The sequence below is a fragment of the Vibrio harveyi NBRC 15634 = ATCC 14126 = KCTC 12724 genome, assembly GCF_001591145.1.
In the GTDB taxonomy this organism is placed as follows: domain Bacteria; phylum Pseudomonadota; class Gammaproteobacteria; order Enterobacterales; family Vibrionaceae; genus Vibrio; species Vibrio harveyi.
Window position 1 is genome coordinate 19,452 of the sequence record NZ_BCUF01000040.1, and the last position, 13,712, is coordinate 33,163.

A 13,712-nucleotide genomic window follows, 5' to 3' on the forward strand; every position below is an offset into this window, starting at 1 on the left:
TTTTATTTCAGTATCGTTATTGCTTCTAATGGCATTGGTTTATCGATGTAATAACCCTGACATACGTCAACCGTGTATTGGCGCATCGCGTTTAGCGTCGGTTCGTCTTCCACCCCCTCTGCGACAACACTAATGTTTAAGCTTTTTGCGAGTGCACAGATGGCTAATACTATGTTTTTCTTTTTAGGGTCATTGACCAAACCTTGAATGAAAGATCGGTCTATTTTCAGTTCGTTAAAAGGCAGTTGAGCGAGCTTTTCCAACGATGATGATCCCGTACCAAAATCATCAATGCTGACGGTTACTCCACTCATTCGGAATTTAAGTAGGTTCTTGTAAAGTGCGGCATTGGTCTCAAACGTGTCTCGCTCAGTAATTTCTATCGTAAACTGGTCTGGACTGATGCCATGCTCACGGCAACGTTCGATAAAGCGAGTCGCAAATTCCGGATCTTCTAAGTTGTCATGATCAACATTCAGTGAAACATGTAACCTCAGCCCACGGTTCTTCATGTCGTATAACGCATTACTAAACACCGCATCAAACAACTCCGCAGATAAATGGCAGCGCTTCACAATAGAAAGGAAGTTGTACGGAGCTAAAACGCCGTAAATGGGATGAAACCAACGCGCTAAGGCTTCATAGCCTATGATCTCTCCCGTGTTTGCGTCCGCTAGTGGCTGGTAGTAGTTTTTAACTCGCCCCTCAGCCAAAGCAAACAAAAACTCTTGGTCTTGCACGCAAACTTGTTGCTGAAATGAAGTGAATTTCGCTGGTTGAACACCCGACTTGTTGAGCATTTCGACCACTTGCTCTTCATCGTAAGGTTTTAGAAGTTTACCGAGAACCTCGAAACTGAACGATTCGCACATCGCTCTAACGGTGGCGACAATCATCAGTTCCATTGCGCTCACTAACACAACCTTTCCCTGGTAGCCGATTTGGTTGAGCATCATCATCATGTCGACACCATCTTTATTCGGCATCTGCAAATCACAAAAAATAATGTCCACGTCCGATGTTTTGACGTGCTGAATCGCGCTATCAACATTATCGAATGTCGAGACGTCAACCCCATGCCGAGATAACATTTGCTTTAGCAAAGTGATTTGCAGTGGATGGTCATCAATCACCATCGCTTTAAGATCTTTATTCATGTGCTTTAATCCAATGTTCTGCAAGGTTGATTTCTTGTTCTATGCGCTCAATAAGGTCGGTGACATGAGCTTCAAACTCACCATCATTGGCCCTCTCGGCTTCAATGCATAACTCCGCTAAAATAGTTACTCCAATGGCGCCAAGCGCGCCTTTTATACCGTGAATAATGCGTTTTTTATCTTGTTTGCTTTTCGCAGCTTTTAGGTTTGCCACATCGTGCGCCATTGAGCTTTTAAAAACGTTGGCTATCTCCTTAGCGTCTTGCTTTCTAAATTTCTCAATCCAATCTGGCCACTGTGCCATTTTCTCTTGCCCTAAGAACGGCAGCAGTTTTGACCTTAACTTTTCAAGGTCATAAGGTTTATAAAGAATGTCATCGATGCCAATGTGTTTAGCCCGTTCGTTTGCTAAGCGAGAGTCTTCCGCGGTGACACCAATAACAGGTATTGAAGCCAGCTCTGGTGCTGCTTTGAGCTTCTTCACCAACTCAAAACCGTCCATTTCGGGCATGTGAAAATCTGTAAGAACCAACGCCACCTGATGATCGCGATTCACGTATTGCCATGCTTCAAGACCATTACTTACGATGACAGGCTCAATGCCAAGTTCTCGCAGTTGCATCGTGATCACGCTTTGGTTGATCGGGTTATCTTCTGCGACCAAAACAGTGCCGTGCTTCCAATCAAGATTGCTATTCGTGTCTTCCGTTTCAGCTGTCGGCTTTAAGGTGCAATCTTGACGCAGCAACGCCAGTAAGGTATCTGGATACTTGGCTTCTGACGGTGTTAACTCGCAGCTTCCTTTACTGCCACAATCAAGGTTTAGTCCTTGGTATTTCCCTTGCGGTGAAAACTGCCCCACCAAATTTGGCTTCACATCTGTCGACGCCATCCCCCACGCAAGGCACCAATCACGGACATTGGCAGGCAACATCGGTGAAAATGTATAAGACAGTGCCGCTTGAGGCTCTGGTTCACAGAAGGTAATAGGCAACTTCACAACCATCGTGGTGCCAAGACCGAACTGGGAATTAATACATAACTCCCCTCCCATGCAGTCCACGAGGCGATCGACAATACTCAAGCCAAGCCCTGTTCCTCCGTACTTGCGCGTAATGGTGTCATCTGCTTGAACAAACGGCTGCAAAATACCTTCGAGTTGCGTTTCCGTCATACCGATACCTGTATCCGCGATTTTTAAGATCAATCGCCCTTCATGAACGGCAATGCTGACGCTGATTTCTCCTTCGTTGGTAAACTTAACGGCATTGGAGAGTAGATTGGTCGCGATTTGGACTAAGCGTACTGCGTCCACTTTCAACCATGGATTTAAGAAGGGTTTGAAGGTCACTCGATACTCTAACCCTTTACTGGACGCTTTTGGTTCAAAGCTACGAATCACGTCACACAAGGTGTTTACAGCATGAGTTTTTACTGGCGTCACTTTCAACTGACCAGCTTCTAGCTTGGAATAATCAAGGACTTCGTCCACCAGCAGGTTCAAGTGATTTAGTGAGCGCATCGCTTGGGTGATAAGCTCTTTACTCCCCTCACTGCTGGTCTGACGGTCTAACAAGTCGAGTAGACCATGCGCAGCGGAAAGTGGTGTTCTTAACTCATGGCTCATGGTTGCCAAGAAATTCTCTCGAGAACGAACCGCAGTTTGCGCTTTTTCTTGCGCATCAATTAACGCAAACTCTCGCTCTTTTTGCTCAGTGATATCTTGAAGTACGGTCAGGACAAATTTCTTTTTGCTACTTGGAGAAAGAATGGCTTTACGTTCTCGGTAAACATGCTGAATACCAAGCTTACAGCCATTGGATGCTGTTATATCTGCGATGCGTTTACCTGCAATCACCTGACGCAATTCGATCACATTGTCGACCAAAGGTTTGGCACTTTTTCGACTTTGAATCGTGCAGCCTTTGCAACGATGGTTTTTATATAAAGAGCAATTGCTCATTTGAATTTGGTTATCTTCGCCGTGAATAAAAACAATGCTGTTGATTTCTTGAATAATCTCCATCAACCACTGCTTCTCTTTCTCCTCATTCGTTGCGTTTAGCTCTGCCAAATTGACTTTGAGCTTAAGGTGCGCCAACACGAAATACGCAACCGCCAAGAGGATCACAAACACAACCACAACAATCAGTATCATGGTGAAGATATGTTCTTCATCGTAACCGTAGACGAGATTGAAGTTTCTGTAAGTTCTATTAAGCTTTTCTATCTCTTTGGCATCAATGGTATCAATGATGCTGTCGAGTATTTTCTTTAGCTTGGTGTTATGGTCCGCTACCGCAAAAGCAATCGACAAGGTCAGCGTATCTTTTTCACTGATCAGCAACCCATCAATGTTGTCCTGCGCGATCATGCTATGCACGATGTCATCAGGGATATACGCAACTTCAATCTTGCCCTGTTTGAGATCAGTCAACAGTTGCCTAAGGTCTTCATAGCGAGTAAAGCGCTCTTCCTTCCATGAGTCGAGATTGACCAAACCTTGTTTTTTTAAACTCATTAGAATGCCAGATCGCGCGTCGTGTGCGGGATGCTCTTTCGGGTCCAATGCTTCTATTGCAACAAAGTTGTTGTGCATGAACGGCTTGGTGACTAACCAATCTGATAAGGGTGGATTCTCTACATAAGCCACAGGAACTAAGTCGGCATTGAACGCCGTCAATCCACTGTTTAAGCTGCTGCTAGGCTTTTGATATTCGAACTTCAAGCCAGTGCGAGACTGGATCAAATCGATAAAATCAGGCAGAAATCCGTCCAACTCATCGGTGTGAGGGTTTCTGAATAAGAAAGGAAACGCTTCTTCACTGCTGCTGTAGGTAATGATTTGCTTGTTTTCTAAATCTCTTCGGTATTCCACCAGCAGTTTGTCGTTGACATGATATGGGTTCGTAGACGCAACCGAGCGAATGTTTTTACCATTGCGTTCCCAGCTTAAAATTTTGTTAATACGGTCAACAAGCGCTTGGTTTGATTTGGAAGCTATAAATCTCGATTCTTCTTCATTCAGCCAACTGGGAATATCAACCGCACCATTGACAATGTCGTTCTCGTCTAAATATTGGTTGATAGCAACGTAACTTGAGATCAAAGCGTTTGCGCGACCGCCTCTGACTTCTTCAAAGGCTTTAAGGCGACTTTCCACTGTGCGGACTTTCGTCGCCCCCATATCTTCGAGGTATTCACAGTAAACGGTGCCGATAACACAAACCCATTGGATTTCTCGTGGATCACGTTGGTAATAGCTGCCTTCACGATACCAAACCGCGATGGTGCTAGAGAAAAAAGCATCCGAGAAGATAAAGCGAGATTCTCTGTCCGGCGACTTACTAAAACCAACAGCACCGTCTATCGTGCCATTCTCAATATCAGCGAACAGTTCTGGAATCGTATTGTATGAACGTAACTCAAGTTCAAGATTGAGCACTTTGGCGATGTTAGTCAGGTAATCGAGGTTGATCCCATAATAAGTGCCAATTTTGTTGCCGATTTCTGGATCTTCTGAGCGTAGCGCTATCACACCGACAAGCACGGTTTCACTAGACTCATCGCTAGCAAAGGAATATGACGGAGAGATTGTGCCGATAAATGCGACAAAAAGTATGACGGTTTTTCTTAAAATGCTGAACATAACGACTTCCACAACTTGGGAGATCAGACTAATTTGCACAGCATAAATGTCAAACTTCGACAATTTTTGAATTGTGTTTACTTCATTGTTATAAAAGCATTTTTTTGATTTTAGTCAGGACATTCTGACAAGATTATCCACCTTGGACTACAACATATTTGGGTAGGATATCCCATCATTAAACTGAAATGTGCTGTTCAACAACTAAACAGCTCAACGTTTATCGCATGTTCAACAAATTGCGTAATATAAAAACCATGCCCAAAGACATGGTTTTCCTTCAATCAAGTAAACAAACCGTTTCAGCGCCGCTGTGGTACCGGTTTTTCCCCGCTTTTTTCGCTAAATACATCGCAACATCCGCTTCGTTGATCTTTTCATCTAACGTCGCAGAGTCTTCACGAGACCAATAACTGATACCTATGCTTGCAGAAACTTCACACGTCACGTCTCCCAGAAGAAACGGTTTTTCGAGGCTCTCGATGATCCTCCTAGCAATAGGCTCACTGCTCGACGCATCACGGACCCCAATCAAAAACTCATCTCCTGCCAAGCGCGAAACCAGATCGCGTCGTGCGACACAGTTCATTAATCGTTGCGCCACGACCTTTAACAATTGGTCTCCAACTGCATGTCCATATTGGTCATTAACGGCCTTAAAACCATCCAAGTCCACAAATAAGATGTGTTGTGATGCGCCAACATCATGCTTCTCTTGGAGTCGACGAACCGCTTTAGCGCGGTTGGCAAGACCGGTCAGGGGATCATGGTTTGCCTGATAATTGAGACGTTTGAGTTCAATATCTATCGTCAAATCAGTAAAGGAAACCACAAAGGCTTCAGCTCTGCCCGTTTCACTTTTTAATACTCGCACTTTCAACTCACATGGTATCACCCGACCTTGCTGGTTTTTCAGCTCCACATGCGTTTTGTAATGTCCTGTTTTTAATAAGCGTAACTTGATCGCTTTTGTTGCTTCAAATGGAGAAAGCAATTCCAGTGTTTTAAGCGCATCCACTTCACCAAACCACTGCGTCGCTGAGTTGTTCTGCGTCTTAATATTCAAAGCACGATCGAGTACTAAAATAGCGTCTTGGTTTTGGTCAAACATCAAATCCAAAAGTTTGCGTCTTTGTTCTGACAGCGCGTGCTCCGTGATATCTCGAAGCTGAATCAGACTGCTCTTTTCAGTATCCATCGGGTTGCAAGAAATAAGGTAGCGCTTAGTTTTATCGACACTGCGTACCTCGATTCCTTCTACCGTGGTATGCGTGTCAATAGCAAACATAATGCGCTCGATTTTTAGCTGAGGCTCAAAGTAGTTCATCAACAAATTGCGGGCATTGGCGTTCACTTCTATGCCACGAAGTTCGCTTTCTGCCACTGGGTTGAAATAGGTTACTTGCTCATTCGACGATACAACAAGAACGCAACGTTGCATCGCATCGAGCGCGCTTCGAATATAACGGTTTTTGTCTTCAACTCGTTTCAATACTTGAGCCACTTGAGATTCTCGCTCAGCAAGGCTCATTGTCATTTCGTTAAAACACTCGGTCAGTTTCCCCACTTCATCTTGATGATAAACCGGTAATGCTTTGCGAATAACACCGACCCGCCCCATATGTTCAACTGAGCGATGTAAAGACAACAAAGGAAGCGAAATTAATGAATGCAATAATTTGGCTAATGCCCAAGCACAGATTGAGAGTAACAGGACAATCACACCCAAGGATAACCACATTTTACGTTCATGAATTAGCAAGCTTTCAAGCGAAACCCAAATCTCAAGTGCACCGAGCTTCTCCCCTCCTAACAATACATCATTGTGGCGCATGACTACGCTTTGATTAGCGCACAACAATTCACGACCATGCCAAGCACACTCTTTTGGTAAATCTTCAATAGAAGCGATGGTTTGGTCGTGTTGGTTGATCACCACAGCAGAAATAATATCTGGGTCAAAGCTTAAGTTAATCAATTGCTCTTTTGCAGAATACGCATCGTCAAACATCAAGGATGCTTGAAGTGTATTTGCCACGCCTTGACCAAGGATATTGATTCGGCGATCTAAAGCACTCTCTTGCGCAATCACCAAGTATTGTATGGCTAGGGTGCCTAAACCAATCACGATCAAAGTTATCATCAACCACGTTGGAAGCATCATTTTGTGACGCAAAGGCAGCCGAGCAAGGCGAGAACGGATCATGGAGCCACCTCATCTTCAGCTAAGATAGAAATACTCAACAATTGCGCGCGTAGTTGGACTTTTGTTGGAGCAATGTGGCTGCGAGATATCATGGGCCGGATGCGGTTGTTCTCTTTCACAAATGCCACCATACCGCCTTTTTTAATAAACTTATCTCCGCCACCAATTAAGAGTGAATGGGGAAACTGTTTTCGTCTGGTGGCTATTTTTGAACTATCCGCCTGAGTTAAATATAAAATATGGCAAGAACTTGGCGTCTCGCCTTTGGATAAATCATAAAACCGTGACAATTGAGGTTTGCGTGCGACGATCCGTTGGAGGTGCTCTGCGACCGAGTCATTTTCAGATACGCAATATTCTACAGGAGCAACAGGTTCGCCCGTCGCCACCCAATCCGCCAACAGGGCAAAACGATACAAATACACGGCTTTTAAATCCGCATCTTCGTAGTGAGCAAACGCAAATGTTGCACTAAGCAGCGCCCAAAAAGCTATCAGCCATTTAATGACGACAACCTTTTCTGTTCGTTTTACCATTTGGCGTAATTCCAATCTAGCGTTAGCCAATATTGAGTACCATTAGCAAAAGAACTGTAGTTAGTTGGAAACTCTTTGCTCTGGTCAGCGCCTAAATTCTCAACTGATGCCGTGATCTCTGGCAGGCAGTCGTTATACTGCCAGCTAATGGATGCATCAAAAGACACGACTTCGGGCCAGTTATAATCTTTGTTCGCCACGTTGATTGGGTTTAGTGCAGACTCGTAGTCTTTATGCAACTTGGATTCAGACACATATTGCCCACTGACACTCACCCACCATTGAGCTGTGATATCCCACATCACTTGCGCGTTCACAAAATGATTTGGCTCGTTTTCGATACTGCGTTTTACCGCATTGTTTGTACCACAAATATCACCTTCACAATGACCAACAATGCGTTTGTAACTGTAGTTAGCATTGATCTGTACATCATCTCGGGGCTGCCATTTGACCGCAACTTCACCACCAAAGCTTTCACTCCAAATAGGATCAACCAGCGTGGAGGTATATTGCTCCACAACGGTGCCAACCGTACCTGGAGAAGAACCACCCGTGATGATGTTCTGAGTAGCAGATTCTGTCTTATAAACTCGAATATTCTCATGGCGGGTATAGAAACCTCCCACGCTAAATTGCAATGCATTGTCATCCCAAAGACGATAGCCCACTTCATAAGTCGAGACTGACTCTACATCTAAATCTTCATTTCCTTCGAGAAGCACACTGTAGTAATAATCGTAATATTGGTTATTGCTAAATAGCACATGTTGCATGTACTGATTTTCACGCATGTAGGTACTCAGCTCCAAACGCGATGGGGTTACGATTGCTTTACCCCAGCCAGCCCAAATCCTTTGGTTATCGGCAAGCTCATAGCTCAAGCGGACTTGGGGTTGTGGGTCGATATCATGAGTAAGGTTGTTATATTGCCATCGACTACCAAGGGTTAATTTGGTTCTGTCCGTCAGTGGCACACTCCAGTTTGCGTATAGACCATAAGATTGATTTAAGAAATCAGGATCTCCTGCCACGCGCAAATATGGCATGGTGAGTTCATCATACTTTGAAAACGTACCGAACTTTTCGTCAATAAGGCGAATGTTTCCACCAATGGTAAACTCCGTTCCCCAAAGATCGGAAAAGGTATAGTGAGAATCTAAGTCGGTTCGAAAAAACTGCGCGTTGGCATGAGTGCTATCATTGGAACTGTACGTAAACCAGACTTCGTTTTCCCAGCTATCACCATTGGCACGATCGAAAATATGATGACCGCCGACGAAATACTCCTGCATCGTCATTTCTGTTTCGTAGGTACGCATGGGTTCAGAGCCCGGCATGATCATATGCGGCTGATAATTACCCCAGTTGTAATCTTCACGAGAACGAATACCGCCGGCTTGGACACTTAGGGTGTGTTCACGCTTCTGGTAATCCAAACGCCCACCAAAACGCTCGGTATATACATTGAAATGTTGAAACGGTTGTACCCTAGCCTCTTCACTGGTCCAAGGCATATGGTCTACAAATTCACCATACAGACTGTAATTGGCATACTCACCAACTGCACCAGCATGATGAAGTTGATACTCACGATAGTCGTAGTTGCCGAAACTGGCGGCTAGCTGCCCTTTTGGTGAGCCCTCTGCTTCTTTTGTAATAACGTTAATTACCCCAGTGACGGCATTTCCCCCCCAAACCGTCCCAACAGGACCGAGTACAATCTCGATTTGAGCAATGCTGTCCATACTGACTGGAATGAGATCCCAATCCACACCAGACGACATCGGGTTGAACACGCTACGTCCATCGACCATCACCAACATTTTATTGTTGAGCGTTTCGTTATTGCCTCGAACCGTCACGCCCCAATCATAGTTAGAATATTTAGCGACATGAAGACCGGGTGCCAAAGATAACGCATCAGCGACAGAGCGAGCTCCTGAGCGCTTGATCTCTTTAGCGGTGATAACATAAACGGACGCTGGCGTATCCGCCAAAGACTGAGAGGTACGAGTAGCTGAGACCACTTTGGTTTCCGCTAGAGAGCACAAAGGCATCTCCAACAGAGAATCGAGGTCATAGTTGGCAAACACAGGCGTAACAACGCCAAATGAAGAAGCAAAAACGAAGCTGAACGACAAACGCATAAGGTATTTCTCAACGTTTGAACGCTTGGTTAGCTAATTAGCGGGGGGAGTGGTTCAAACGCTAAATGACAATGTATCTATATGAGTACAGTGTACCATTAGCACCCTATCGGTTCATTTTAAACCACCTTATTTTACGCTGAGTAATTTTTATCGAAACGATTAAACTTGTAGCAGTTTTCAATCAACAGCAACCAATAATTGGTCACTGTTGAAGGGCAAGTTATCTTGCGTCTATTAGACAGCAACACACATCGGAGTATCAGAAATCGGGTCACGGAATACTTTCGCTTTCAGGTCAAAAACCTCATCAAGTAATGACTCAGTAAACACTTCATCCGGTGACCCCTCTGCAATAAGTTGACCTTGTTCAAGGACAATGAGATGGTCGCAGTAACGGCATGCTTGGTTAAGATCATGCAAGACAACCACCACGGTTTTTCCATTGGCATTCATTTGTTGCATTAAATTCATCAACTCGACTTGATGCGACATATCAAGGTAGGTGGTAGGTTCATCTAACATCACGACCTCTGTATCTTGTGCCATGACCATCGCAATCCATGCTCTTTGACGTTGCCCGCCGGATAATGATTCAACCGGTTTATCGGCAAATTCGAATACGCCTGTATCATGCATTGCTTGTTCCACAATCGTTTTATCATCCTTCCCTAACCTTCCCCAATGGGACAAATAGGGAGAACGGCCGTACTCAACCAGCTTTCTTACTGTGATTCCTTCTGGGCTTACTAAGATTTGGGGCAACAGTGATAACGAGCGAGCTAGGCGTTTATCTCCATAACTCGACAACGTTTTTTCATTAAAAAAGACATCACCAGATAAAGGTTTGTTAATCCTTACTAATGTCTTCAATAACGTCGATTTACCGCAGCCGTTTGGTCCTATCAACGCGGTAATTTTCCCTTTTGGTATTGAGACTGACAAATTCGGAATGATTGTATTTTTGCCATAGGCGACGGAAAGGTTCTGCGTCTTTAGCATGATTACCAACCTCGATAACGATATAGAAGAAAAATAAAATAAGGCGCTCCGATAACGGACGTAAGCACACCGGCAGGTAATTCAATCGGTGGTTGAATCCCACGAGCCAAGGCATCAGCACAAGTAACCAGTAATGCGCCAACCAGTGCAGATCCGGGAATCAACAATTTATGGTTATGCCCAAACAACAAACGCGCCAAATGTGGCGCTAATAGTCCGACGAAGCTAATCGTACCGGCAATAGATACACTGATACTAGCTAGAAGCACCGCCGCTAACAAAGCAACCACTTGGATCTGCGTTGGCTTCGCCCCTAAAGTGGTTGCGCTTTCTTCACCCAACCCCATGACATCTAATCGCCATGCTAACCACAGCGCTAGCGGTATCAGCAATAAGAGCGCCCTCCAAATGAAAGGCACTTGCTGCCAGTTTCGCCCCCAAAGGCTACCTGTTAACCAAACCATCGCAGTGTTGATTTCAATGGGATGCGTGACCAACAAGAAGTCGATACCACTGGCGAGAAAAGCACTAACGGCGATACCAATTAACGCTAATCTTGCAGGTGTAGGTTTTGAACGCCAAGCCAGCATCGCAATGAAACCTGCTGCAAATAGACCTCCTGCCATTGCAATCAAAGGTAGCCAACTGAGTGAGGTATTAGGAAACCATACCAAACTTGCCGTTGCCGCTAACCCCGCTCCTGCACTAATTCCCATCAAGTCCGGAGAAGCTAGCGGATTTCTAATCACACCTTGAACTAATAATCCTGATAACCCGAGCCCAGCTCCAACGCCAATTGCGAGTAAAGTGCGAGGAAAGCGGTATTGATGAATAACAAAGTCGTCGTTTGAAAAAGAAACAAGGAGCGTCATGACTTGAGAAGCAGAAAGCGAAGCGGCTCCAACTAATAAGCTCGCAACAGCAGCCAAAGCAACAAGCCCAAACAACAATGCCAGTTTTGTTTGATGAAGCATTACGGCCTCCTCATCGCAACAAGGATAAAACAAGGTGTGCCAATCAACGCAGTAAGCACGCCAACCGGTGTTTCAGTGGGAAACGCGATGGCACGTGATAATGCATCAGACCAAGCAACCAGAGCCGCCCCAATCAGTGCCGAGCATGGGATCAGTAAATGATAGTTATGACCGACTATTGGTCTTACTAAGTGAGGAACAAGAAGACCAACAAAGCCAATAGGCCCCGCAATGGCAACGCACGTTCCCGCCAATAAAACAATAGTGATGCCCGTAACGAGCCGAGTCATCTGGATGTTGCTACCTAATCCAACCGCGACTTCTTCTCCAAGAGCCAGTAAATTGAGATTGCGAGCCAACCCCATTGCGAGAACCAATCCAGTCAATGCTGGCGGCCACAGTTGGTTCCATTGTTCCTCGTCCACACTTGCTAAAGACCCCGTCAGCCAATGCAATACACTGTAAGCCATGTCATCCGCAAGAATAAGCGCAGCTCGGGTAAGACCAAGCAGTAGAGCGCTAACTGCTATACCTGCTAAAACCAAACGCAGAGGATGCGAGCGAATAGAAAAAAAGCCACCAAGCATCATTACAGAAACGCCACTAAGTAGTGCGCCAAGTACAGCATTAAGAATTGGGTTGATATCACTGACTATCGGTACGCCAATGGCAGCGAACGTCATAAAACACGCTGCACCAGCGTTAATACCTAAAATTGAGGGCGATGCCAACGCGTTGCGCGTCAAACCCTGCATCAATAAACCAGCAACAGCGAGGCATGCTCCAATTGTTAACCCAGCAAACGCTCTCGGAGCACGTAACGTAGCAAGGATTTGATGGCTCATGTTGGTTTCATCAAATGAAAACCAATACCCCACTAAATCATTGAGTGTGAGTGAAAAGTTTGACCAACCAAGCATTGAAGCTACGTACCCTGTCAGAACCAAAGCCAAAACAATAGCGACAACAAACATCGCTTTCCATGGCACTTGAAGCTGATGAGGGCTTTCTTTCAATATCGTTGCTTTGTTCATGACGAACCCAAAATCTGTTCTAAGTTCTGCGCCATTTTCTCTGCTGCTAGCATGCCTCGATTAAGAGACCAAAGCTCCGGTGATACTTCAACAATATGTTGTGCTTTTGCTGAAGATAACAACTTGAACAACGGGTTCTTTTTCCATTCATCAATGATGTTTGGTTGCGAGTATGCACCAATCAGCAACCAATCCGGGTTTGTTTTTAATAGCAATTCAAAGCTCGCAGGCAGATAAGCCTTTTCCGTAGCCTGCACTAGTGGGCTCGTAATGCCTAGCTCGCTAAGAACACCACCAGCATAGGATTTAGGGCTGTGGAGCCACATACCTTTGTCTGACACCACCGCAAACTGTACCGTCTGTTTAAGCGCAAAATGCCGCTTATACTCAGCCATGGTTTGTTGATGCAATTGAATGCGCTTGTTCATCGCTTTTTGCTTATTAAGTGCGATTCCTATCTTACGCGCAGACTCTAGATTTTCATGATACGTTTCACCACGGCTTTTTAGCAGCAACGTGGGTGCGATGCGATTGAGGTCTTGATAGATCGTGCGGTGGCGCTCTGCATCCGCAATGATCAAATCCGGTTTTAGCACAGCGATAGCCTCTAAACTCGGCTGAGAACGCATACCAACAGATTGCCATGGCTGAACTAAATCACGTACTGCTGTGATCACTCTTGATGCATCGTTGTCATCTGCAACACCGACGGGTGACACACCAACTGCTGCTAACGCATCCACAAAAGAAAACTCCAAAACGACAACGCGTTTGGGTGTGCTTTCTAATTTAAATGTCCCCTGTTCATCTTGTACGACACGAGTTTTTGCTGAACTTGGAAAAGACATAACGCTTATGAACAATAAGAGAAATGCAGCAAGTCGTAAGTTCATCGATAGAAACCGAGATTCGTTTTTCATGTTTTTATATCCCCAACACTAAGATCGTGAAAGTCGCCAACGTAAATTGGCGACTTTGAATTGTGTTAACATCAAACAATAACG

Annotated in this window: 9 protein-coding genes; all 9 read right to left on the bottom strand. The window is 45.0% G+C overall.

The features are described from left to right. Positions 1–2 precede the first annotated feature (2 nt). The 9 genes from VHA02S_RS18590 to VHA02S_RS18630 all read right to left on the bottom strand — a co-directional run bounded on the left by VHA02S_RS18590 (position 3) and on the right by VHA02S_RS18630 (position 13,628). Positions 3–1,157, bottom strand: coding sequence for an EAL domain-containing response regulator (locus VHA02S_RS18590; RefSeq protein ID WP_009696149.1), 1,155 nt, complete (start codon positions 1,155–1,157; stop codon positions 3–5). Next, positions 1,150–4,806, bottom strand: a complete 3,657-nt coding sequence (locus VHA02S_RS18595) for an ATP-binding protein (RefSeq protein WP_038898736.1) — start codon at positions 4,804–4,806, stop codon at positions 1,150–1,152. The genes VHA02S_RS18590 and VHA02S_RS18595 overlap by 8 nt, the downstream gene beginning before the upstream one ends. 280 nt (positions 4,807–5,086) lie before the next feature. Continuing rightward, entirely contained in the window at positions 5,087–7,012 is a 1,926-nt protein-coding gene (locus VHA02S_RS18600) for a diguanylate cyclase domain-containing protein (RefSeq protein ID WP_038898737.1), read from the bottom strand. Next, positions 7,009–7,548, bottom strand: coding sequence for a YfiR family protein (locus VHA02S_RS18605; RefSeq protein ID WP_038898738.1), 540 nt, complete (start codon positions 7,546–7,548; stop codon positions 7,009–7,011). Before VHA02S_RS18605 ends, VHA02S_RS18600 begins: the two co-directional genes overlap by 4 nt. Beyond that, entirely contained in the window at positions 7,542–9,698 is a 2,157-nt protein-coding gene (locus VHA02S_RS18610) for a TonB-dependent receptor plug domain-containing protein (RefSeq protein WP_038898739.1), read from the bottom strand. The genes VHA02S_RS18605 and VHA02S_RS18610 overlap by 7 nt, the downstream gene beginning before the upstream one ends. Positions 9,699–9,935: 237 nt before the next feature. Next, positions 9,936–10,700, bottom strand: coding sequence for a Fe(3+) dicitrate ABC transporter ATP-binding protein FecE (gene fecE, locus VHA02S_RS18615; protein WP_038898740.1), 765 nt, complete (start codon positions 10,698–10,700; stop codon positions 9,936–9,938). A 2-nt stretch (positions 10,701–10,702) separates the two neighbouring features. Beyond that, positions 10,703–11,674: an iron chelate uptake ABC transporter family permease subunit gene (locus tag VHA02S_RS18620; RefSeq protein WP_038898741.1), complete on the bottom strand. Its 972-nt coding sequence runs from the start codon at positions 11,672–11,674 to the stop codon at positions 10,703–10,705. Next, positions 11,674–12,648 carry a FecCD family ABC transporter permease gene (locus VHA02S_RS18625; protein ID WP_050567820.1) on the bottom strand — a complete coding sequence of 325 codons (975 nt, stop codon included), beginning with the start codon at positions 12,646–12,648 and terminating at the stop codon, positions 11,674–11,676. Before VHA02S_RS18625 ends, VHA02S_RS18620 begins: the two co-directional genes overlap by 1 nt. 56 nt (positions 12,649–12,704) lie before the next feature. After that, positions 12,705–13,628, bottom strand: coding sequence for a Fe(3+) dicitrate ABC transporter substrate-binding protein (locus VHA02S_RS18630; RefSeq protein WP_050567818.1), 924 nt, complete (start codon positions 13,626–13,628; stop codon positions 12,705–12,707). Positions 13,629–13,712 lie beyond the last annotated feature (84 nt).

Excerpts from the sequence above, each read along its gene's own strand:
- VHA02S_RS18590 (WP_009696149.1), bottom strand. The coding sequence starts at position 1,157 with ATGAATAAAGATCTTAAAGCGATGGTGATTGATGACCATCCACTGCAA.
- VHA02S_RS18595 (WP_038898736.1), bottom strand. The coding sequence starts at position 4,806 with ATGTTCAGCATTTTAAGAAAAACCGTCATACTTTTTGTCGCATTTATC.
- VHA02S_RS18600 (WP_038898737.1), bottom strand. The coding sequence starts at position 7,012 with ATGATCCGTTCTCGCCTTGCTCGGCTGCCTTTGCGTCACAAAATGATG.
- VHA02S_RS18605 (WP_038898738.1), bottom strand. The coding sequence starts at position 7,548 with ATGGTAAAACGAACAGAAAAGGTTGTCGTCATTAAATGGCTGATAGCT.
- VHA02S_RS18610 (WP_038898739.1), bottom strand. The coding sequence starts at position 9,698 with ATGCGTTTGTCGTTCAGCTTCGTTTTTGCTTCTTCATTTGGCGTTGTT.
- fecE (WP_038898740.1), bottom strand. The coding sequence starts at position 10,700 with ATGCTAAAGACGCAGAACCTTTCCGTCGCCTATGGCAAAAATACAATC.
- VHA02S_RS18620 (WP_038898741.1), bottom strand. The coding sequence starts at position 11,674 with ATGCTTCATCAAACAAAACTGGCATTGTTGTTTGGGCTTGTTGCTTTG.
- VHA02S_RS18625 (WP_050567820.1), bottom strand. The coding sequence starts at position 12,648 with ATGTTTGTTGTCGCTATTGTTTTGGCTTTGGTTCTGACAGGGTACGTA.
- VHA02S_RS18630 (WP_050567818.1), bottom strand. The coding sequence starts at position 13,628 with ATGAAAAACGAATCTCGGTTTCTATCGATGAACTTACGACTTGCTGCA.